Genomic DNA, 20,319 nt, shown 5'->3' on the forward strand with positions numbered 1-20,319 from the left:
CAGAAAGATTAAACGTGGCAGGCCAGCATGGCCTCCGTCGGGACGCCTGCCGTGCCCAGCGCCTGTTGAAAGGCGTGGCAAAAGTGTCGGATGCGCGCCCCTTGCAGGCGATAGGTGACGCGCGGCCCCTCTTCGGTCGCTGTGACCAGCTCTGCCTCGCGCAAGGCCTTGAGGTGCTGCGACACGGTAGCCTGGGCCAACGGCAGCGCCTCCACGAGCTGCCCCGCCGTCTGCGGGCCCAGCTCCATCAAGCGCCGGAGAATGGCAATCCGCGCCGGGTGACTCATCGCCCGCGCAAAATCCGCCATCGCCGTCGTCTCGGCATCGAACAGGTTGGCCTTGGTTCGCGTCATCTATCGTGCATCGTAGATATACGATTTAGTATGTCAAGACCTAGTTGTCTGGTCGGGTGATTTCTGAAAGGCGTAACGGCTAAGGGCTTGACCATTCCCGCTCCACCTGCGCGTTATTCCGTAAAGTAACACCCTCATGCGTAGACCTGCCCTGATTCGCCTACTTTCCTGCCTCTTCACGCTCCTGCTGGTGCCCGCCTCGCTGCGCGCCCAGGAAGTCACCTTCGCCGACCCCGATCTGGCCGCGCTTGTGCGCGAGCGCCTTGGGCTGGCGGCGGGGGAGGCGATTACGCAGGAGCAGATGGAGGAATTTATCGGGATCACCATCAGCGACCCGGCGATTGAGAGCCTGGAAGGGCTGCAGGCAGCGGTGAATATGGAGTCCGTCACGCTGAATGGGTGTCAAGTGACGGATTTGTCCCCGCTAGCTGCCTTGCCTAAACTGTACGCAATAGGGCTCCAGAATGTTCCAGTAACAGATATTTCCCCGCTGCGCGGTCTATCATCCCTGCGCAAATTGCGGTTTAATGGAATGACGCTTCCGGATTTTGGTCCACTTGAAGGCCATACTTTGATCGAAATACTCGATCTTCAGTATGTGCGGGGCTTGAATCTTGGCTCATTGGCTTCGATAGACACGCTCACGACACTGAACATTTTTGCGGCCTCGATCGGAGATATTTCTGCGCTGAAGTCACTGCCTATGTTGGAATCCCTCTCGCTCGACTTATCGAATCCTGCAAATCTTTCGCCGCTGAAGGATATCTCTACCCTTCGCTATGTCGGACTTTTTGGGCGTGCAACTAGCGACCTGAGCGTGCTCGCATCATTCTCTCAAGTTACTGGATTGTTGCTTGACCTCGATTATTTCCAAGATCTGGGATTTCTCGCTCAAATGCCGCAGCTTGAAGTTTTGAAGATTCAGCTTCAGACTCTGTCTAGTCTTGAGTTTGTTAAGGACCTCCCTCGTTTGGTTGAATTGCGTGTGGCGGTCGGCTCCGCTGTCGATTTGACCCCTTTAGGCGAGTTGGAATATTTGGAAAGATTGTTTATCCGGGGGCCCGGTGGTCTCTCGACCTCTCTCGATCCTTTACCCCTTCGAAACTTGGGATCTTTGAAAATGCTGCGCTTGGCCAATGCCGGGGTATCTGAAATCTCATTTCTCTCCAGCCTCTCGCAACTGGAGTCTCTGGATTTGTCCGACAATCGGGTTTCAGATCTCAAGCCGTTGGATTCGCTTCCCCTGTTTGAGCAACTCAGGTTGAACAGAAACCGTATCGACAGCATCTTGCCGCTCGCGAACTTGCTGCAGCTCAAGTCGGTAAATCTGCGCGAGAATCGCCTGCTTTTGTATGAGGGAAGTAGCGCCGATAGTGCTGTCAAGGCGCTTGAAGAACGGGGTGTCGAGACCTATATAGAAGATCAGAAGCCGCTCTACAGCCGCCTGGATATCGATCAGGATGGCATCGCCGACGATTGGGAGCTGGTCAATTGGAATAGCCTTGATGTTGCAGATGCCGCCTCGGATTTCGACGGCGATGGGCAGAGCGATCTCTACGAGTTTTTGGCCTTGCGTGATCCCAAAGATCCCGACTCCAGGCTCATCATTGAACTTGTGAGCCCGAATTATGATGCATCAATAAGGCTGGAAAACCTCGCCGTCGGGCGGACTTACAGCTTGTGGAAGTGGAGCAGCTCCGCAGGCTGGTTCCTTTTGAGTGAAGTCACGACGACGGAAACGGACGATCTATCCACGGTCTTGTGGGATGCCGCTATTAGTGATTGGCCACGAGACGACGCTCACTTCTTCACCGTCCAGATCCGGCTGGCGGAGTAAAGCGCGCTTTCCTTCGGGGGCGAAGCGTGTAAAGTGCGGGGCATGGATGCACGTGGGATCGCCGAAGTGCTGGAGGAGATCGGCCAGCTGCTGGAGTTGAAGGGGGAGAACCCGTTCAAGGTCCGCGCTTACCAAAACGGGGCGCGGGCGCTCGAAAGCCTGGAGCAAGACCTCTGTAAGCTGATCGACGAGGGCAAGCTGGGGGAGGTCAAGGGTATCGGCAAGGCGTTGGTCGACAAGATCACCGCGCTCTACCGCACGGGGCAGCTTGATCTCTACGACCGCTTGCGCGCGGAGACGCCCAACGGCCTGCTTCTGATGCTGGAGATCCCCGGATTTGGGCCCAAGAAGGCACGCAAGGTCCACGAGGTGCTCGGCATCGCCAGCATCGAAGAGCTGACCGTGGCCTGCGAAGACGGGCGGCTGGCGGCCTTGCCCGGCATGGGCGACAAGACTGCGCAAAAGCTGCTCAAGGCCATCGAGATGCGCGAAAAATACAACCAGCGTCACCTCTGGGAGGCGGCAGCGGCGATTGCGCTGCCCTTGTTGGAGCAACTGCGCGCGCGGCCGGAGGTGGAGCGTGCGGAGGTGGCGGGCAGCTTCCGTCGGCGCATGGAAACGGTGGGCGACCTCGACTTCATCGCGGCGAGCGACACGCCGGGGCCGATCATGCAATGGCTGGCAGGGCACCCTGATGTGGCGGAGGTGACCGCGCAGGGCGAGACCAAGACCAGCGTGCGCTTCGCGACCGGCCTGCAGGCCGACTTGCGCGTGGTGCCCCCGCATCAGTTCCCCTTTGCGCTGCACCACTTTACCGGCTCCAAAGACCACAACGTGGCCATGCGCCAGCGCGCGCTTGCTCGTGGGCTGACTTTGGGCGAATGGGGCTTGTTCCCGGTCGACGAGGTCGAGCAGGCGCAGCAACTGGCCCCGCGCGACCGCAAATCGGGCGTCAAAGCCACGACGGAGGCGGAGTTGTTTGCCGCGCTCGACCTGGCCTTCATCCCGCCGGAGCTGCGCGAGGGCAGGGGAGAGATCGAGGCGGCCGAGCGGGGTGACCTGCCCCGGCTGATCGAGCCGCAAGACCTCAAAGGCGCGTTTCACAACCACACCACCGCCTCCGATGGTCGCGCGACGCTGGAGGAAATGACGGCGGCGGCGGAAGAGCTGGGGTGGGATTTCCTCGGCATTGCCGATCACTCCAAAAGCAGCTGGCAGGCGCGCGGGCTGGAGGCCGACCGCCTGCTCGCACAGGTCGAGGCCATCCGCGAGCTGAACGCCTCCGGGCGCTTTCGCACCCGCGTGCTGGCCGGGTCGGAGGTCGATATCCTGACCGATGGCTCGCTCGACTTCCCGGATGAGGTGCTCAACCAGCTCGACTACATCGTCATGTCGGTCCACCAGTCGATGAATCAGGAGGAGTCGATCTACACCGCGCGCGTGCTCAAGGCTATTCGCCACCCGCTGAAGGTTCGCAAGATCCTCGGCCACATGACGGGCCGCTTGTTGCTGCGCCGCGAACCCTCGCAGGTCGATCACCTGAAGATCATCGAAGCAGCGGCGGCCGAAGGCGTCGCGATCGAGCTGAACGCTAACCCCTGGCGGCTGGATATGGACTGGCGCTGGTGGCGGCTGGCTCAGGAAAAGGGCGTGCGCTGCACGATCAACCCCGATGCCCACAGCACCGATGGCCTCGCTCACGTGGTGGACGGTGTGCGTGTGGGCCGCAAGGGCTGGTTGCGCCCTGAAACGGTGGTCAACACCTGGGAGCTGCCCGAAATCCTTGCCTGGCTGGAGCGAAAATAGCGGCTGGCTGAGCGATTTCTCACTTGGGTTGGAAATTTGTCGTAAAAGTGCGTTAATAGCTGCTTCGGCTGCCGGGGGCGCGGGCAGTTTTGCCTTGCCAGCGCCTCGCTGTTGGCCGACGTCTTTGCATACTCTCTCTTAAAAATTCTCGTTATACCAAATGGCTGTTAAGAAAATTTGTTGCATCGGGGCCGGCTATGTCGGCGGCCCGACCATGGCTAAGATCGCGCAAAAGCGTCCTGACATCGAAGTGACCGTCGTGGACCTCAATGCCGCCCGCATTGCGGCTTGGCAGACGGACGACCTGCCGGTTTTCGAGCCGGGCCTGCTCGAAGTGGTGAAGGAAGCGCGGGGCCGCAATCTGTTTTTCTCCACCGAGGTGGATGAGAAGATTGCCGCGGCCGACATGATTTTCATCTCCGTCAACACTCCGACGAAGACCTACGGGATCGGCGCCGGACGTGCCGCCGATCTGCGCTACATTGAAGGTTGCGCCCGTCAGATTGCCCGCGTCTCCAAGTCCGACAAGATCATCGTCGAGAAGTCGACCATCCCGGTGCGCACGGCCGAATCGATCAAGAAGATCCTTTCCAACGCCGATACGGAAGCAAAGTTCCAGGTGCTTTCCAACCCCGAGTTTTTGGCCGAAGGCACCGCCATGGCCGATCTGGAAAACCCGGACCGCGTGCTGGTGGGCGGCGAGCGCACCGAAGGCGGCGAAGCGGCGATCCAGGAGCTGGTGAGCATCTACGCCTCATGGGTGCCTCGCGACCGGGTCCTCACGACCAACCTCTGGAGTTCCGAGCTTTCCAAGCTGACCGCCAACGCCTTCCTGGCCCAGCGCATCAGCTCGATCAATTCCATTTCCGCGCTTTGCGAAGCCACCGGCGCCGACGTCGACGAAGTGGCGTATGCCATCGGGCGCGACAGCCGGATCGGCCCGAAGTTCCTCAAGGCCTCCGTCGGCTTTGGCGGTTCGTGCTTCCAGAAAGACATCCTCAACCTTGTTTACCTCTGTGAGTTCTTTGGCCTGCCCGAGGTGGCCAGCTATTGGCAGCAAGTTGTGGCGATGAACGACTGGCAGCGCCGCCGGTTCAGCTCGCGCATTGTGCAGACGCTCTTCAACACGGTCTCCGGCAAGAAGATCGCGATCCTTGGCTTTGCCTTCAAGAAGGACACCAACGATACCCGCGAATCCTCCTCGATCAGCATTTGCCAGCAGCTGCTGGAAGAGCGGGCTTCGCTTGCCATCTATGACCCCAAGGTCGGCCCAGACCAAGTGTTCTACGACTTGGGCCAAGAGCCGACGGAGAAGGGTGGCCGCAGCAATTCCAGCATCGAGGTTTATGAAGATGTGTATGCTGCCTGCAAGGGGGCTCACGCCATTGCCATTATGACAGAGTGGGATGCCTTCAAGGCGGATCAGCTTGATTACGAGCGTATCTACCGCGATATGGAAAAGCCTGCCTTCCTGTTCGATGGTCGTAACATCGTCGACCCGAAGCTCCTGCGCGAGATCGGTTTCGAAGCCTACTCGATTGGCAAGCCCTTGCCAACGAGCCTCTGAGGCGGGTAGGTTGGCCCTCGCATGAAAAGCAGGGGAGATGCAGCACTGGCGGCGTTCCGTCGTCAGGAAAAAGTCGAGGTGCGGGGCTCCAGTTGGTCCCGCGAACCTTACACCCTTCGTGAGAAGGTGGTGACGGCGGCTGCGCTGTTTGCCTGCTTCTTCATGCTGTGGATGGCCAGCGGCCTGACGTGGAAGTGGCAGTCGATCGGCACACTCGTCGCTCTGTTCAGCTTCACCTCGCTTTTTTGGCCCCTGCCTGGGGAGAGCAGCCGCGATGTGGGTTCGCCACGCTACAATGCGCGTGCCCTGCTCAAGCTGCCCGTGTTCTGGCTCGGGGCGGTGTTGCTCGCATACGTCATCATCTCCAACTACAATATCCACACGACGCTGAAGACGCTGCCGACGGGGCGCATCCGGCTCGTCCGGCACGAGACGATTGCCTGGCTGCCGTCGGCGATGGCCTTGCCCATCGAGAAAGACAACCCCTTCATCTACTTCCTGCTCTACGCCCAGCCGTGGCTGCTTGTCTGCACCCTTGGGGTGGGGCTGCGCAACCGCCGGGCGTGGCGCATGTGCCTGCTTTGGCTCGGGGTTGGCCTGCTCGCTTGGCTCGGGGTCGCTTTTTACATGGACTTCATGGAGTTCGAGCGGATCCTTGGAGTCTGGAAGAGCACACGTTTTCAGTATCCGTTATTTTTCGGTACCATTGTGGCAAAGGCGCACGTCGGCTACTTCCTCGGCATGGGCGTGGTGGTCTGCCTGTCGCTCTTCTTTCTGTATTGGCGGCAGGCGCGCCAGCGCAAGCGTCTGGTTGGGCCGCATTGGATCTTCCTGTTGTGCTCCTTTCTCTTTACGGCGGCCGAGCTGCGCATCTTCGACCGGGGGCCCTTGGGGTATTTGGTTGGGCTATGGGCATTTGCGATCCTGCTCTTCATCATTACGGCGATTCGTGAACGCTATTGGATCAGCCTGATTGCGGTGACCTTTTTGATGTGTGGAGGGCTGTTCGGCTCGTACGCCTACGTCAAGCAGACGGCTTATGGCGCGCAGTACGAAGTATTCAATCGTGAAATAAGGCAGACGCGAGAAGCGTTGGCCGACTGGCGGATGATCGATCGGGTGCGCTCCTCCCAGCTTGCGCTCGAGATGTGGGAAGAGCGTCAACTCTTTGGCTGGGGAGCCGGCTCCTTTCGCTACTACTACCTCACTCGGACCAAGGATTACCCGGACTTGGTCGGCTTCCGCTACAAGGGTACTTTTGACCGCAAGACAGGCAAATGGAAGACGCTGGAGTTTGAGAGGGATCCCAAAACAGGTCGGAGAATAGGTAAAAAGTTCACCGTCGGCCTCAACGCGGTCCACAACGATTGGGCGCAGGCACTGATGGAATTGGGAATCGTGGGCTTTGGCCTGCTCTTCTGTTCGATCGGCTACTGGTTTGCGAAGGCCTTGTGGCATATCCGCCATTGGGATGCGACGGCGTGGATGCTCTTTGTGGGGATGATCGGCTTGTGTCTGACCGCGCTGGTGGATTTTCACATGACGACCCCGTCGATTATGGGAATCGCGGCAGTGATGACCGTCGCCATGTCGCGCTGGAGCGAAGCGCGGGCCGAGAAAACGGGTGAGCGGCGCTTGCGCCGCGTGCGCACGAGCCCGGTTGCAGCCTCGGTAACTCCTGACACGCAGGCCTAGGCATTGGGTTGTCAATAAAAGGTCAATTTGTTCAAAAAGGATTGAACAAATTGAGGTGGGCGATTGGATGGCTTCCCATTCATGTCGAGCACGCCTGCAGAATCTGAGATGTCGCTGAGTGCCGCCCAGCAGGAGATGGTGGAGTTGTTCATGCATCTGGGGCACAACCTGGGCCTGCCCAAATCGGTAGGGGCCATCTACGGGCTGCTTTTTGCCTCCAAAGATCCGCTTTCGCTCGATGCGATTGTCTCGATTTTGCAGATCAGCAAAGGATCTGCCAGCCAGGGACTGCGCTTTTTGCAAAACCTCAACGCGGTGCAGGTCGTCTACCTCGCCGGGCAGCGTCGCGACCATTTTGTGGCGGAGCGCCGTCTGCGCCGCCTCGCCAACGGCTTCCTGCGCGAGCGGGTGGAGCCGCACCTCGAATTTGGCGCCGAGCGCATCGATCGGATCGCGGAGGCGATCAAGGCTGAAGACGAACTCGATCAGGAGCACCTGGAGCGCAGTCTTGAGCGCCTGCGCAGCTGGTACCGCAAGACGCGGCAGATCCTGCCGCTGGTGCGCAATGTAATTGGTTGATCGCCCGATGCGGGCATCCCCGTGGCCGCCTATGGCAGCCGCTATCCACAGTCCATTTCGAGCCCCGATTGGTTTTTTCCATAATTTTGGGAATGCGACCAAGGGCGGCAGCGTGTAAGAGTGAGACCTTTTCCGATGGCTGAGCACATCTATCCCGAATTCGAGCGCATGTTGCGCCGTGAAGATAAAGAGCGCCTGCTGGGGCAGCGCGGCGTCGTGGTATGGCTCTACGGCCTCAGCGGCTCCGGCAAGAGCACGGTGGCGAATGCCTTCGAGCGTGCGCTGCACAGCCGTGGCAAGCTCACCCAGATCCTCGATGGTGACAATATCCGCAGCGGGCTGAACCAGAACCTCGGCTTTTCCGACGAAGACCGGCAGGAGAACATCCGCCGTATCGCCGAGGTCTCGAAGCTCTACCTCAATACCGGCATCGTCACGCTCTGCTCGTTCATCACCCCCCGTCGCGAGCTGCGCCAGCTGGCCAAGGAAACGGTGGGGCAGGGCGACTTCGTGGAAGTCTACGTGCGCGCCAGCTTCGAGACCTGCGCCGAGCGCGACCCGAAGGGCCTCTACGCCAAAGTCTTGCGGGGAGAAGTCGCCCACTTTACCGGTAAGGATTCGCTCTTTGAGGAACCTGCCGAGGGCGATGCCGACCTCGTGCTCGATACCGAAGCCCACTCACTTGAAGCCTGTGTCACGCAACTTGATACCTTTTTGCAGGCGCGCGGCCTAATCTAAGGTTGACAACCTTATAAACCCTACTTTAACCCTCTGTCTTATGTCGCTCCCTAATTACCGTGTTAACCACCTGGACCATCTGGAGTCCGAGGCTATCTTCGTATTGCGCGAGGTCGCGGCGCAGTTCCAGAAGCCGACGCTGCTCTTCAGCGGTGGCAAAGACTCGATCTGCGTGGCGCATCTCGCCCGCAAGGCTTTCTGGCCGGCCAAGATCCCGTTCACGTTTATGCACGTGGACACCGGGCACAACTTCCCGGAGACAATCGAGTATCGCGACTTTTTCTGCAAGGAGCTGGGCGCCACCCTGCTGGTGGCCAGCGTGGAGGAATCCATCGCCAAGGGCCGCGTGCAGGAAGAAAAGGGCCCCAATGCCAGCCGGAATGCGCTGCAGACGGTGACCCTCCTCGATGCGATCGAAGAAAACCGCTTCGACTGCGCCATCGGCGGCGCCCGCCGCGACGAGGAAAAGGCGCGCGCCAAGGAGCGCTTCTTCAGCCACCGCGACGATTTTGGCCAGTGGGATCCGAAGAACCAGCGCCCCGAGCTCTGGAACCTCTTCAACGGTAAGTATAACCCCGGCGAGCACTTCCGCGTCTTCCCCCTCTCTAACTGGACGGAGATGGACGTGTGGCAATACATCAAGCGCGAGAAAATCCCGCTGCCCCACCTCTACTTCTCCCACGAGCGCGAAGTCGTGATCCGCAACGGCGTGATCCTCGCCGTCTCCGAGTTTGTGCAGCCGCGCGAAGACGAGAAGGTCGAAAAGCGCGTCGTGCGCTTCCGCACCATGGGTGATGCCACCATCACCGGTGCCGTGTTGAGCGAGGCCCACGACCTCGACGAAGTCATCGCCGAAGTGGCCGCCGCCCGTGTGACCGAGCGGGGCAACCGCGCCGACGACAAGCGCTCCGAAACCTCGATGGAAGACCGCAAGCGTCAAGGCTACTTCTAAGCCGTCCCTCGTCCGCTACCGCACACCCAAACATTTTCCGCACATGAGCGATAATTATTTCGATATGGAGCTGCTCCGCTTTACCACGGCGGGCAGTGTGGACGACGGCAAAAGCACGCTGATCGGCCGACTGATGTTCGACACCAAGACGATCTTCGAAGACCAGCTCGAAGCCGTCGAACGCACCTCCAAGCAACGCGGCACCGAGTATACGGATCTCGCCCTCTTGACCGACGGCCTCCGCGCCGAACGCGAGCAGGGCATCACGATCGACGTCGCCTACCGCTATTTCGCGACCCCGCGCCGCAAGTTCATCATCGCGGACACCCCGGGGCACATCCAGTACACCCGTAACATGGTGACGGGGGCCTCGACCGCCAACCTCGCGATCATCCTCATCGATGCGCGCAAGGGCGTCGTCGAGCAGACCTGCCGCCACGCCTTCATCGCCAGCCTGCTGCGCATCCAGCACGTCGTGCTCTGCGTCAACAAGATGGACTTGGTGGACTGGAAGCAGGAAGCCTTCGACAAGATCGTCAAGGATTTCAAGGACTTTGCCTCGCGCCTCGACATCCCCGAAATCTCCTTCATCCCGATCAGCGCGCTGATGGGTGACAACGTGGTGGAGAAAAGCGCCAAGATGCCCTGGTATCAAGGCTCCACGCTGCTCTACCACCTGGAGACGGTCTACGTCGGCACCGATGCCAACCACGTCGACCCGCGTTTCCCTGTGCAGTATGTCATCCGCCCGTTTTCCAACGAGTGGCACGACTTCCGCGGCTACGCCGGCCGCGTCGCCGGTGGTGTCTTCCGCAAGGGCGACGATGTGGTGGTGCTCCCCAGTGGTTTCAAGTCCAAGATCAAGGGCATCCACACCTACGACGGCGAGCTGGAAGAGACGTTTAACCCGCACTCCGTCGCGATCACCCTCGAAGACGAGATCGACATCTCCCGCGGCGACATGCTGGTAAAGGAGAACAACCAGCCCACCGTATCGCAAGACATCGACGTGATGCTCTGCTGGTTCTCCGAAAAGCAAAAGCTGAGCCCGCGCGGCAAGTATCTCCTCCGCCACACCGGCAAGGAAGTGAAGGCCGTCGTGCAGGAGATCAAGTACAAGGTGGATGTGAACACCCTGCACAAGATCGAACAAGACACCGACCTCTCGCTCAACGAGATCGGCCGCGTCTCCCTGCGCACCTCCGCCCCGCTCTTCTTCGACAGCTACCGTCGTAACCGCTTGACCGGCAGCATCATCCTCGTCGACCCGTTCACCAACGAAACGGTCGCCGCAGGCATGATCCGCTAGCCTTGTTTTTACCGCCTTGCCTTGGGCTGAACGCCGGGGCAAGGTGACTCTTTATGAGTCGATACCTCGTTACGGGCTGTGCAGGCTTCATCGGTTGGAAAACCGCCGAGCTGCTGCTGGCCGATGGTCATGAAGTTGTGGGCGTCGATGACTTCAACGCCTACTACGACCAGCGCCTCAAGACCTGGCGGCTGCAGCAGTTGCAGCGCTTTCCCGGGTTTACTTGCCACGAGGGCGACATTTGCGACGAGGGCCTGATCGCCAAAGCCTTTGCGCAAGGGCCGTTCGAGGCCGTCTTCCACCTCGCGGCGCGGGCGGGCGTGCGCTACAGCATGGAAGCGCCCAAGCTCTACTTCGAAGTCAACACGCTCGGCCTGCTGACGGTGCTCGATGCGATGCGCCAGAGCTCGGGCCCGCGCAAGATCGTGATTGCCTCGACTTCTTCGCTCTATGCCGGGCTGCCCATGCCCTTCACCGAAGACCTGCCCGTCAACACCCCCATCTCGCCCTACGCGGCGTCGAAGAAAGCCGCCGAAGCCCTCGCTTACAGCTACCACCACCTTTACGGCTTCGACATCAGCGTCACCCGCTTCTTCACGGTTTATGGCCCGGCTGGTCGGCCCGACATGAGCCCTCTGCGCTTCTGCCACTGGATTTACCACGGCACCCCGCTCACCATTTACGGTGACGGGCTGCAGACGCGCGATTTCACCTATGTGGACGATATCGCGCGAGGTACTGTCGCGGCCTCTCGCCCCTTGGGCTACGAAGTGATCAACCTCGGCGGCGGTAACGAACCCGTCTCGCTGATGGACATGATCCGCGTCTTCGAAGACGTGCTCGGCCGCAAGGCCACGCTCAAGCATGAGCCTGTGAACGCCTCCGACATGCGTCACACCCATGCGGATATTTCGAAAGCCCGCCGCCTGCTCGATTGGGAACCGGTCGTGGCGCCGGAAGAAGGCTTCCGCCTTACCGCCCAATGGTATCTGGACAACCTGACCTGGCTTTCCGATCTCAAACTCTAGCTTATCTCATCTAATCATTCCATGAGTCTCCGTATTCTCGTTACCGGCGGTGCCGGCTTCCTGGGTAGCCACCTTTGCGATCGCCTCTTGCGCGAAGGCAACGAAGTCATCTGCCTCGACAACTTCTTTACGGGCCGCAAGGTCAACGTGCAGCAGCACCTGGGCAATCCGAAGTTCGAGCTGATCCGCCACGACGTGGTGGACCCCTTCAAGTTTGAGGTCGATCAGATCTACAACCTGGCCTGCCCGGCCTCGCCCGTGCACTATCAGTACAATCCGGTCAAGACGATCAAGACCTCGATCCTCGGCGCCCACAACTGCCTGGGCCTCGCCAAGCGCGTGAAGGCCCGCGTCTTCCAAGCCTCCACCTCCGAAGTCTACGGCGACCCGACGATCCACCCGCAGCCCGAGAGTTACCGCGGCAACGTCAACCCCATCGGTATCCGCGCCTGCTACGACGAAGGCAAGCGCGCGGCGGAGACGATGTTCTTCGACTACCACCGCCAAAGCGGTGTCGACATCCGCGTGGTGCGCATTTTCAACACCTACGGCCCCCGCATGCTGGCCGACGACGGTCGCGTGGTCTCCAACTTCATCGTGCAGGCCCTGCGCGGCGAAGACATCACCGTCTACGGCGAAGGTAGCCAGACCCGCTCGTTCTGCTATGTCGACGACCTGATCGACGGCTTCGTGCGCCTGATGAACTGCGAGAATTTCACCGGCCCCGTCAACGTCGGCAACCCCGGCGAATTCACGATCCTGCAGCTCGCCGAAAACGTGATCCGCCTCACCGGCAGCAAGAGCAAGATCGTCTACCGCCCCCTGCCGCAAGACGACCCGCTCCAGCGCCAGCCCGACATCACCCTCGCCCGGGAAAAGCTCGGCTGGGAGCCCACCATCCCGCTCGAAGAAGGCCTCAAGCACACCATCGCCTACTTCAAGCAAAACCTCGGCCTGTAAAGCCCAGCCTGTGCGCCCCGCGCCCTGCCAGCTCCGCGAAAACGTGCCCCTTGCGCCTCTCACCACGTGGCGTATCGGGGGGCCTGCGCGCTGGCTGGCTGAGCCCAGCGCAGCCGAAGTGCCCGCCCTGCTCGAATGGGCGCGCGCGGAAAAGCTGCGCGTGTGGTGGCTCGGGCGCGGCTCAAACGTGCTGGTCGACGACGCGGGGCTCGACGGCCTCGTCGTCCTCACCCGCGAGGCTATGAAGCAGATCGGGCGCAAAGGCGACTGCATCGAGGCCGAAGCGGGCGTGAGCCTGCCACGCCTGGCCAAGTTTGCCGCGCAGGAAGGTTACGCAGGCTACGAGTTTCTGATCGGGATCCCCGGCACGGTCGGGGCGGCCGTGGCGATCAACGCCGGCTTCAAGCAAGGCGACCCCCGCCACATGCTGGCCCTCGTCCACGAGGCCGACCTCATCGCGCTCGACGGCAGCACCCGCACCGTCACCATGCAGGAAGTCAACGCGCGCTACCGCTATACCGACATTCTGGAGACGGAAGAGCTGGTGCTGCGCGCGCGCCTGAAGCTCGAACGCCCCGGCGACCCGGAGGAAATTCGCGCCGAGACGCGCGAGCACCTGCTGCAGCGCAAACGCACCCAACCCCTCACGCGCCCCACCGCCGGCAGCGTCTTCAAGGCGATCCACGACGGCACGCCCGCTGCCGTCTTTATCGACCGGGCGGGCCTCAAGGGCCTGCAGGAGGGTGGGGCGATCGTCAGCCCCAAGCACGCCAACTGGATCGAAAACGCCGGAGGGGCCAGTGCGCGCGATGTGCTGCGCCTCGTCGAGCAGGTCCAGCGCCGGGTGGGCACAGAATTTGGTCTCGATCTCGAACCTGAGATCCGCTACCTCCATTCCAACGCATGAGCCTGTTCGACCCCCAACGCCTGCTGCTGATTGCCGGCCCTTGCTCGCTCGAGAGCTTCGACACCAGCCTTCAGGTTGCCCGCGAACTCAAGCGCCTCGCCGCCGCCCACCAAGACCTCAACATCGTCTTCAAGGGCTCGTTCGACAAGGCCAACCGCACCTCGCTGGACAGCCCGCGCGGCCCCGGCATGAAGGAAGGGCTCGAAATCCTCCAGGCCGTGAAGGATGAGACGGGCTTCCCCGTGCTCACCGACATCCATTACCCCGACCAGGCGGCCACCGTCGGCCAAGTCTGCGACGTGCTCCAGATCCCGGCCTTCCTCTGCCGCCAGACGGATCTGCTCATCGCCGCCGCCCAGACCTCCCGCGTGGTCAACGTCAAGAAAGGCCAGTTCCTCTCGCCCGCCGAGATGCGCTTCGTCATCGACAAGCTCGAAGGCGCCGACGCGGAAGAGATCTGGCAGACCGAGCGCGGCACCACTTTCGGCTACCAGAACCTGGTCGTCGATATGCGCAATTTCGACCTCATGGGCGGCTACAACCACCCGACGATCATCGACGCCACCCACTCCGTGCAGTTGCCCGGCGCCGGCGGCGGCAAGACCACCGGCCAGCGCCAGTTTGTGCCCCTGCTGATGCGGGCGGCCCTCGCGGCGGGTGCCAACGGCGTGTTCGTCGAATCCCACCCGGAGCCGGAGCAAGCCATTTCCGACGGGCCCAATCAGGTCCCGCTCGCCTCGCTGCCCACCTTGGTGGAGCAGGCTCTTGGCATCTGGCGCGCCGCCCGCAACCTTCCGACCCTCACCCTCAGCTGACATCGCCCTCATGAACAAGCTCACGAAATCCGTCCTCGCGCTGCTCGCTCTCGCCTTGTTGCTGACTGCCGGCTGGTATGCCTGGGCTGAGACGCGCCCCGCGCCTGAGCGCACCTTCGATGGCGATCTGGCCGAAGTGCTCCCGCGTGCGCGTGGCGGCTGGACGATGGAAGAGGTGCCGCTGGGGCCCAATGAAGCGGTGGAAGAAGCTTCGCTGGAGATCCTCCAGTTCGACGACTACGTGTTTCGCCACTACCAGGGCTCCGGCAAGGACTTCTTTGTCTACGTGGCATACTGGGAGCCCGGCAAGATGCCGAAGCGCCAGATCAACACCCACATCCCGGATGTCTGCTGGGTCAACAACGGCTGGACGATCCAGCGCCGCGACAACGCCTACGCGCTCGACCTCGGCAGCACAAAGACGCGCGACGGCCAGTGGCGCGAGATGGACTACCGGGGCCAACACGTGGATGTCGTCTTCTGGCACATCGCAGCCGGTAAGGCCGTTACTTACCAAAGCATGGGTTTTGCCGACAAGGTGGTCTCGATCTTCACCGAGCCATTTTCCTCCGGCTTCGACCTGCGCAAGGAGCAGTTTTTCGTGCGCGTGCACACCTCAGGTAACTTCGATCAGCTGAAGCAAGACCCGTTTTTCCGTGAGGTCATGGCTTCGCTCGGCGTGACTTCCATCGTCCCGACGCCCGCTTCCTAGAGCACACTTTCCGTGTCCGCCTCATCCGTCATCGTCATCCCGGCGCGGCTGGCCTCGACCCGCTTGCCCCGCAAGCTGCTGCTGCCCCTCGCCGGCCAACCCGTGCTTTGGCACACCTGGCAGCGTGCCCAGCAAGTGGCGCCCGAGGTGCCTGTCATCATCGCGACCGACAGCGAAGAAGTCGCCAACCTCGTGCGCAGTTGGGGCGGCGACGTCCGCATGACGCCCGCCAGTTGCCAATCGGGCACCGAGCGCATCTGCGCCCTGCTCGACGAACTGGAGGCCGATTTCTTCCTCAACGTGCAGGGCGACGAGCCGTTTATCGACCCCGACCTGCTGCGCAGCCTCCTCCAGCGCGCCCGCGACACCGGTTGCGACCTCGTGACCGCCGTGACGCCGATCCGCAGCCGGGCCGACCTCTTCAACCCCAGCGTGGTCAAAGCTGTGCGCGCCTCCGACGGTCGGGCCGTCTACTTTACCCGCGCGACCGCACCTTACCTGCGCGACGTGAGCTGGGCCGACTGGATCGACCAGCGCACCCACTTCCGCCACCTCGGCGTCTACGGCTACACGCGCGCGGCCCTCCAGTGGTATGCCCAGCAGGCCCCCTGTGCGCTGGAGCAGCAGGAAAAGCTGGAGCAGCTCCGCTTTGTCGACCACCAGTGGAATTTCCAGACCGTGGTGACGGACTACGCGGGCGTCGGCATCGACACCCCGGAAGACCTCCGCCACGCCTCGCGCCTGATGGAGCAGGGCCTGAGCCCCGAGCAACTGATGCAGCCGCCGAGCGTGCACGAGCAGGTGGCCCAGACCACGCTGCTGCACGAGATCGAAGCCCTGCAAAGCCTCCTGCCGCGCAACCGCCAGGAGATCACGCGTGCGGTCGAGCTGATCCTCACCGCCAAGGGCAAGGTCGTCGTGACCGGGCTTGGCAAATCGGGCCTCGTGGGCCACAAGATTGCCGCGACGCTCGCCAGCACCGGCACCCCCGCCGTTTTCCTCAATGCCGCCGAGGCGCTGCATGGCGACTTGGGGCTCGTCAACCCGGGCGACGTCGTCCTGATGCTCAGCAACAGCGCCGCCACGGTCGAGCTGATCAAGATGCTGCCCAGCCTGAAGAAGATCGGGGTCGACCTCATCGGCATCTTCGGCCAGTTGCAGACCCAGCTCGCGCAGGAGATGCGCGTAGTGATCGACATCAGCGCGGTACGCGAAGCCTGCCCGCTCGGCGTCGCCCCAATGAGCACCACCACCAACACCCTCGCGGTGGGCGATGCCCTCGCGGCGGCCCTGATGAAGGCCAAGGGCTTTACGGATGAAGACTTTGCCGTCTACCACCCAGGTGGCTCGCTGGGGCGCAAGCTGCTGCTGCATGTGCGCGACGTGATGCACCCGGCGGAGGCGCTCCCGCAACTCACCCCCGAGGCCACCCTCGACGAGGTGCTGGTGGCGATGACGCAAAAGAACCTCGGGGCGGTCTGCCTGACCGAAGAGGGCCGCCTCGCCGGTATTATTACGGAAGGGGACATCCGCCGCGCCCTCGTGCGCTACCGCGACTTGAACCTCAAGGCCAGCCAGGTGATGACGCCCCGGCCCATCGCCATCGGCCCCGACGAACGTCTCGGCACTGCGCTCGAGCGCATGGAGGCCAAGCAGATTTACGTGTTGCCCGTCGTCGATGCCAGCCAGCGCTACCTCGGCCTGCTGCGCATGCACGACACTCTTTAGGCTCCGCCACGGCGCACCTGCCGTTACGCCATGTCCACCGCCTCTGCCGAACCGCCCTTGCCGGCGCGCGTCTACGCGCCCGATTCGCCCCTGCGGAGCCTGCGGACGTTCCTGGCTGAAGCTTGGGCCGATCTCGCCAAATGTCGCGAGCTAGCCTGGCTGCTGACCTTGCGCGACATCAAGGCGCAGTTTCGCCAAAGTATGCTGGGATACGTGTGGGCCTTTTTGCCACCCGTCATCACCTCGCTCACCTTCATTTTTCTCAGCGAGACGGGCACGATTCAAGTCGGGGAAACGGCGATCCCGTATCCCGCTTTCGTCCTCATCGGCTCCCTTATCTGGCAGATGTTCGCCGACGCCGTGCAAAGCCCCTTGCGGGCGGTTACGGCGGGGCAAAACATGCTGATCAAGATCAACTTCCCGCGTGAGTCGCTGATCCTGTCCGGCGTGGGCATGGCGCTCTTCAACAGCCTTGTGCGGCTCGTTATCCTCGTGCCGGTGCTGGTGTACTACCAGGTCTCGCCCTCGCTCTCGTGGCTCTGGGCGGGCGTGGGCTGCATGGGGCTGATTGCGATGGGCACCTGCATCAGCACGCTCCTGACCCCGCTCGGCGTGCTCTTCAGCGACGTGGCGCGCGGCATCATGCTCATCATGACGTTCTGGATGTTCCTCTCTGCCGCCATCTTTCCGCTGCCGACGGAGGGCCTCAAGGCCCAGTTGATGCATCTAAACCCTATCATGCCGCTGGTGGTGACTACCCGTAGTGCGTTGCTGGGTATGGATTTACCGCTGCTGCCCTATATGTTGGTGGTCATCGCCGTCAGTGTCGCCCTCCTTTTGGTCGGTTGGCTGCTCTACCGCGTGGCGCTGCCCCACATGATCGCCCGACTGGGCATGTAGCGTCCTCTTTTTTCCGCCATGGCTGGAGAAGTCCTCGTTCGCGCAGAAGACGTCGGTAAAAAGTTTTGCCGCGACCTCAAGCGATCGCTCGTCTACGGCGTGCAGGACACGTTGAGCGACCTCTGCCTGCACGGGGGGCCACGCACCCGACTGCGGCGCGACGAGTTTTGGGCTAACCAGGGCGTCAGCTTCGAGCTGCGGCGGGGCGAATGCCTAGGGCTGATCGGCCGCAACGGTGCGGGCAAGACAACCCTGCTCAAGATGCTCAACGGGCTGCTTAAGCCCGACACTGGCCGGATCGAGCTGCGCGGGAGGGTAGGGGCGCTGATCGCGCTCAACGCCGGTTTCAACCCAATCCTGACCGGGCGCGAAAATATCTACGTCAACGGTTCGATTCTCGGCCTCTCGCGGCAGGAGATCAAAGCCCGCTTCGACGAGATTGTGGAATTTGCTGAGTTGGCCGCCTTTATTGATACGCCCGTGCGGTCTTACAGCTCCGGTATGCAGGTGCGCCTCGGTTTCGCGATCGCCAGCACGCTCCAGCCCGATGTGCTGCTGCTCGACGAGGTGTTGGCAGTGGGCGATGTGGCCTTCCGCAACAAGTGCTATACCCGTGTGGCGGGGCTGCTGAAAGAGGCGGCGGTAATCTTTGTCAGCCACAACATGGAGCAGGTGGCGCAGATCTGCACGCACGGCCTGTTCCTCAAACAAGGCCGGGTGGAGGATGCGGGCAGCCTCGATCACGTTGTGCGGCGCTACTTCAGCGACAACATCAACCAGGGCGAGTCGGAGATCTTCGAGCGGGTCAACGCCCCTCTGACGAAGGTAGAGGTGCAGCTATCGGAGCACGTGCCGTATGGCAGCCGGATGCAAGTCGATTTGACGGTGGAGGCTGCTGAAGACTTGAACGATGTCAGCGCCAATTTCTTCGTGCTGACTTCCGAGGTGCAGCGGGTATTTGGAGCCCTTGGCCGGGAGCAGGCCCTCGCTTTCGATCTGAAAAAGGGTACGAACCGCCTCCAGTTCGAGATTGACGCGCTGTATCTGCGGCGTGGCAAGTACTACCTGACGGTCGACTTGGTCGATGCTCGCACGGCGAACCGTCACTATACGGCTTACCTGAAATACAGCTTCGAAGTCCACGGGCCCACCTTCGCCCGCGACATTCAAGTCCCATCGGTCAAGTTGAACGGATAACGCCTCCTGCTTGCGCCGGATCATGGCCTCCAACGCCCTCCATATCCTCCCGTTTTTCACCAGCTTTCGGCTGAGTCGAAACACCGGCGGCAAAGACAAGGCCGGGGCTGCGATTGTGCGCGCCTCTTACCTGGAAGGCATGTCTCCCTTTGTGCTCCCCTTGCCCTGGGGCGGTGTCGATCAGGTGCAGGAGCGGTTTGAGGGGCGCCACGAAATTTATTTCGACGAGCAGAATACGCCGGTGACGCTGTTGCCCACCTATTGCCACCCCAATGGGTGCGACGTGCTGAAGCGGGGCTGGCGTCGGCTCCGCGAAAGTCCGCCGCGCGGGGCGCCGCTCAGTTGGCTCGGCCAGACCTTCCGCGAGGCGAGTTTCGCCCTCGAAACGGTCGTAGAGGCAACATTGGGGCAGGATCGCTTCGCCATTGCGCACAACCACCAGTCGGGCTCGGCCTTCCCGGAGATCGTCCGTCAGCTTGGGAATGCGACCCTGCCTCTTGTGCTTACCAATCACTCCAACGCAATTACTCCATACCTGGACGCTTACGATCATGTGGTCTTCGTAAGCGAAAGCCAGCGCGAGCAGACGCTGAAGGAACGCCCGGAACTCGAACCCAAGACTTCGCTTATCCACTACTACGGCTCGAATGAGTTTCTGACGCATCCCGTGGCAGAGCTGGGGGAAGGGTTTGTGTTTGCGGGCCTGATGCACAACCACCGCAAGGGTTTCGACCTGCTGCTGGAGGCCTACCAGGTGGATCACACGCTGCACGGCACGCCGCTGCGGCTGGCCGGGGATGGCAAACTGTTCGCGGATAACAAGGGGGCGGCGGAGCAGCATGCGCTGCCCTTTCGCTTTTACGGTCACCAGAAAGCGGCGGAGCTGGCGGCGTTGGTGGCGGGCGCGAAGGCGTTTGTCATGCCCAGCCGCGCCGAAGGGCTCGCGCTGGCTTACATCGAAGCCCTTTGCGTGGGGGCGCCGATCATCGGCTATCCGCCCAACGTGTACGAGCTGGAGAACGTGTTGCAAATGCCCGTGGGCCTGGCCTTCGACGCCAACGCGCACGACGGCAAGGCGCTGGCCGACACGCTGCATACTTTCCTCCAACACCCGGAGTTCTCAACCCCCGGCTACCGCCAGGAGCTGGCTCGCCGGGCCCGCGCCAGATTTTCGCCCGAACGATTCATCAGCCAGTATCGAGAGCTGTATCGGCGACTGCTTTACACTTGAAAGGC

Annotated in this window: 18 protein-coding genes; 17 read left to right on the forward strand and 1 reads right to left on the reverse strand. The window is 61.8% G+C overall.

The genetic code is table 11. The features are described from left to right. Positions 1–8 precede the first annotated feature (8 nt). Positions 9–353 (reverse strand): metalloregulator ArsR/SmtB family transcription factor, encoded by a 345-nt coding sequence (locus tag Q7P63_11730; GenBank protein MDP0500755.1) that lies wholly within the window; start codon positions 351–353, stop codon positions 9–11. Positions 354–489: 136 nt separating this feature from the next. On the opposite strand from Q7P63_11730, the gene Q7P63_11735 reads away from it, so the two are divergent. The 17 genes from Q7P63_11735 to Q7P63_11815 all read left to right on the forward strand — a co-directional run bounded on the left by Q7P63_11735 (position 490) and on the right by Q7P63_11815 (position 20,314). Further along, positions 490–2,190, forward strand: coding sequence for a hypothetical protein (locus tag Q7P63_11735; GenBank protein ID MDP0500756.1), 1,701 nt, complete (start codon positions 490–492; stop codon positions 2,188–2,190). Between the two features lie 42 nt (positions 2,191–2,232). Further along, positions 2,233–3,996, forward strand: a complete 1,764-nt coding sequence (gene polX, locus Q7P63_11740; protein ID MDP0500757.1) for a DNA polymerase/3'-5' exonuclease PolX — start codon at positions 2,233–2,235, stop codon at positions 3,994–3,996. A gap of 160 nt (positions 3,997–4,156) precedes the next feature. Further along, positions 4,157–5,563, forward strand: a complete 1,407-nt coding sequence (locus Q7P63_11745) for a UDP-glucose 6-dehydrogenase (protein MDP0500758.1) — start codon at positions 4,157–4,159, stop codon at positions 5,561–5,563. 21 nt (positions 5,564–5,584) lie between these two features. Continuing rightward, positions 5,585–7,258: a hypothetical protein gene (locus Q7P63_11750; protein MDP0500759.1), complete on the forward strand. Its 1,674-nt coding sequence runs from the start codon at positions 5,585–5,587 to the stop codon at positions 7,256–7,258. A 108-nt stretch (positions 7,259–7,366) separates the two neighbouring features. Further along, positions 7,367–7,837, forward strand: coding sequence for a hypothetical protein (locus tag Q7P63_11755; GenBank protein ID MDP0500760.1), 471 nt, complete (start codon positions 7,367–7,369; stop codon positions 7,835–7,837). Between the two features lie 135 nt (positions 7,838–7,972). Further along, positions 7,973–8,575, forward strand: a complete 603-nt coding sequence (gene cysC / locus Q7P63_11760; protein MDP0500761.1) for an adenylyl-sulfate kinase — start codon at positions 7,973–7,975, stop codon at positions 8,573–8,575. Positions 8,576–8,615: 40 nt separating this feature from the next. Then, the gene (gene cysD / locus Q7P63_11765) at positions 8,616–9,527 is read left to right on the forward strand and encodes a sulfate adenylyltransferase subunit CysD (GenBank protein MDP0500762.1); all 912 of its coding nucleotides are present in this window, start codon (positions 8,616–8,618) and stop codon (positions 9,525–9,527) included. A gap of 43 nt (positions 9,528–9,570) precedes the next feature. Then, positions 9,571–10,836 carry a sulfate adenylyltransferase subunit CysN gene (gene cysN, locus Q7P63_11770; protein ID MDP0500763.1) on the forward strand — a complete coding sequence of 422 codons (1,266 nt, stop codon included), beginning with the start codon at positions 9,571–9,573 and terminating at the stop codon, positions 10,834–10,836. A gap of 53 nt (positions 10,837–10,889) precedes the next feature. Beyond that, positions 10,890–11,864, forward strand: coding sequence for a GDP-mannose 4,6-dehydratase (locus tag Q7P63_11775; GenBank protein MDP0500764.1), 975 nt, complete (start codon positions 10,890–10,892; stop codon positions 11,862–11,864). 21 nt (positions 11,865–11,885) lie between these two features. Then, positions 11,886–12,824, forward strand: a complete 939-nt coding sequence (locus Q7P63_11780; protein MDP0500765.1) for an SDR family oxidoreductase — start codon at positions 11,886–11,888, stop codon at positions 12,822–12,824. Between the two features lie 10 nt (positions 12,825–12,834). Beyond that, on the forward strand, positions 12,835–13,731 hold the full coding sequence (gene murB, locus Q7P63_11785; protein ID MDP0500766.1) for a UDP-N-acetylmuramate dehydrogenase: 897 nt from the start codon (positions 12,835–12,837) through the stop codon (positions 13,729–13,731). After that, positions 13,728–14,546 carry a 3-deoxy-8-phosphooctulonate synthase gene (gene kdsA / locus Q7P63_11790; GenBank protein ID MDP0500767.1) on the forward strand — a complete coding sequence of 273 codons (819 nt, stop codon included), beginning with the start codon at positions 13,728–13,730 and terminating at the stop codon, positions 14,544–14,546. The genes murB and kdsA overlap by 4 nt, the downstream gene beginning before the upstream one ends. Before the next feature lie 10 nt (positions 14,547–14,556). Continuing rightward, positions 14,557–15,258 carry an exosortase-associated EpsI family protein gene (locus tag Q7P63_11795; protein ID MDP0500768.1) on the forward strand — a complete coding sequence of 234 codons (702 nt, stop codon included), beginning with the start codon at positions 14,557–14,559 and terminating at the stop codon, positions 15,256–15,258. Positions 15,259–15,270: 12 nt separating this feature from the next. Beyond that, complete coding sequence (kdsB, locus tag Q7P63_11800; protein ID MDP0500769.1) at positions 15,271–16,986, forward strand: 3-deoxy-manno-octulosonate cytidylyltransferase; 1,716 nt, start codon at positions 15,271–15,273, stop codon at positions 16,984–16,986. A 30-nt stretch (positions 16,987–17,016) separates the two neighbouring features. Then, positions 17,017–17,886, forward strand: a complete 870-nt coding sequence (locus Q7P63_11805; GenBank protein MDP0500770.1) for an ABC transporter permease — start codon at positions 17,017–17,019, stop codon at positions 17,884–17,886. A gap of 18 nt (positions 17,887–17,904) precedes the next feature. Continuing rightward, a complete protein-coding gene (locus Q7P63_11810) occupies positions 17,905–19,083 on the forward strand; it encodes an ABC transporter ATP-binding protein (protein MDP0500771.1) in 1,179 nt (392 codons plus the stop codon). 22 nt (positions 19,084–19,105) lie between these two features. Next, on the forward strand, positions 19,106–20,314 hold the full coding sequence (locus Q7P63_11815; protein MDP0500772.1) for a glycosyltransferase family 4 protein: 1,209 nt from the start codon (positions 19,106–19,108) through the stop codon (positions 20,312–20,314). The last annotated feature ends 5 nt before the right edge of the window (positions 20,315–20,319 follow it).

This window comes from Verrucomicrobiota bacterium JB022, from assembly GCA_030673845.1.
GTDB lineage: Bacteria > Verrucomicrobiota > Verrucomicrobiia > Opitutales > Oceanipulchritudinaceae > WOUP01.

Coding starts and splice junctions, on each gene's coding strand:
- Q7P63_11810 (MDP0500771.1), top strand. CDS start 17,905: ATGGCTGGAGAAGTCCTCGTTCGCGCAGAAGACGTCGGTAAAAAGTTT.
- Q7P63_11805 (MDP0500770.1), top strand. CDS start 17,017: ATGTCCACCGCCTCTGCCGAACCGCCCTTGCCGGCGCGCGTCTACGCG.
- cysN (MDP0500763.1), top strand. CDS start 9,571: ATGAGCGATAATTATTTCGATATGGAGCTGCTCCGCTTTACCACGGCG.
- Q7P63_11745 (MDP0500758.1), top strand. CDS start 4,157: ATGGCTGTTAAGAAAATTTGTTGCATCGGGGCCGGCTATGTCGGCGGC.
- Q7P63_11795 (MDP0500768.1), top strand. CDS start 14,557: ATGAACAAGCTCACGAAATCCGTCCTCGCGCTGCTCGCTCTCGCCTTG.
- Q7P63_11750 (MDP0500759.1), top strand. CDS start 5,585: ATGAAAAGCAGGGGAGATGCAGCACTGGCGGCGTTCCGTCGTCAGGAA.
- Q7P63_11730 (MDP0500755.1), bottom strand. CDS start 353: ATGACGCGAACCAAGGCCAACCTGTTCGATGCCGAGACGACGGCGATG.
- Q7P63_11815 (MDP0500772.1), top strand. CDS start 19,106: ATGGCCTCCAACGCCCTCCATATCCTCCCGTTTTTCACCAGCTTTCGG.
- Q7P63_11735 (MDP0500756.1), top strand. CDS start 490: ATGCGTAGACCTGCCCTGATTCGCCTACTTTCCTGCCTCTTCACGCTC.
- polX (MDP0500757.1), top strand. CDS start 2,233: ATGGATGCACGTGGGATCGCCGAAGTGCTGGAGGAGATCGGCCAGCTG.
- cysC (MDP0500761.1), top strand. CDS start 7,973: ATGGCTGAGCACATCTATCCCGAATTCGAGCGCATGTTGCGCCGTGAA.
- Q7P63_11755 (MDP0500760.1), top strand. CDS start 7,367: ATGTCGCTGAGTGCCGCCCAGCAGGAGATGGTGGAGTTGTTCATGCAT.
- kdsA (MDP0500767.1), top strand. CDS start 13,728: ATGAGCCTGTTCGACCCCCAACGCCTGCTGCTGATTGCCGGCCCTTGC.
- Q7P63_11780 (MDP0500765.1), top strand. CDS start 11,886: ATGAGTCTCCGTATTCTCGTTACCGGCGGTGCCGGCTTCCTGGGTAGC.
- cysD (MDP0500762.1), top strand. CDS start 8,616: ATGTCGCTCCCTAATTACCGTGTTAACCACCTGGACCATCTGGAGTCC.
- Q7P63_11775 (MDP0500764.1), top strand. CDS start 10,890: ATGAGTCGATACCTCGTTACGGGCTGTGCAGGCTTCATCGGTTGGAAA.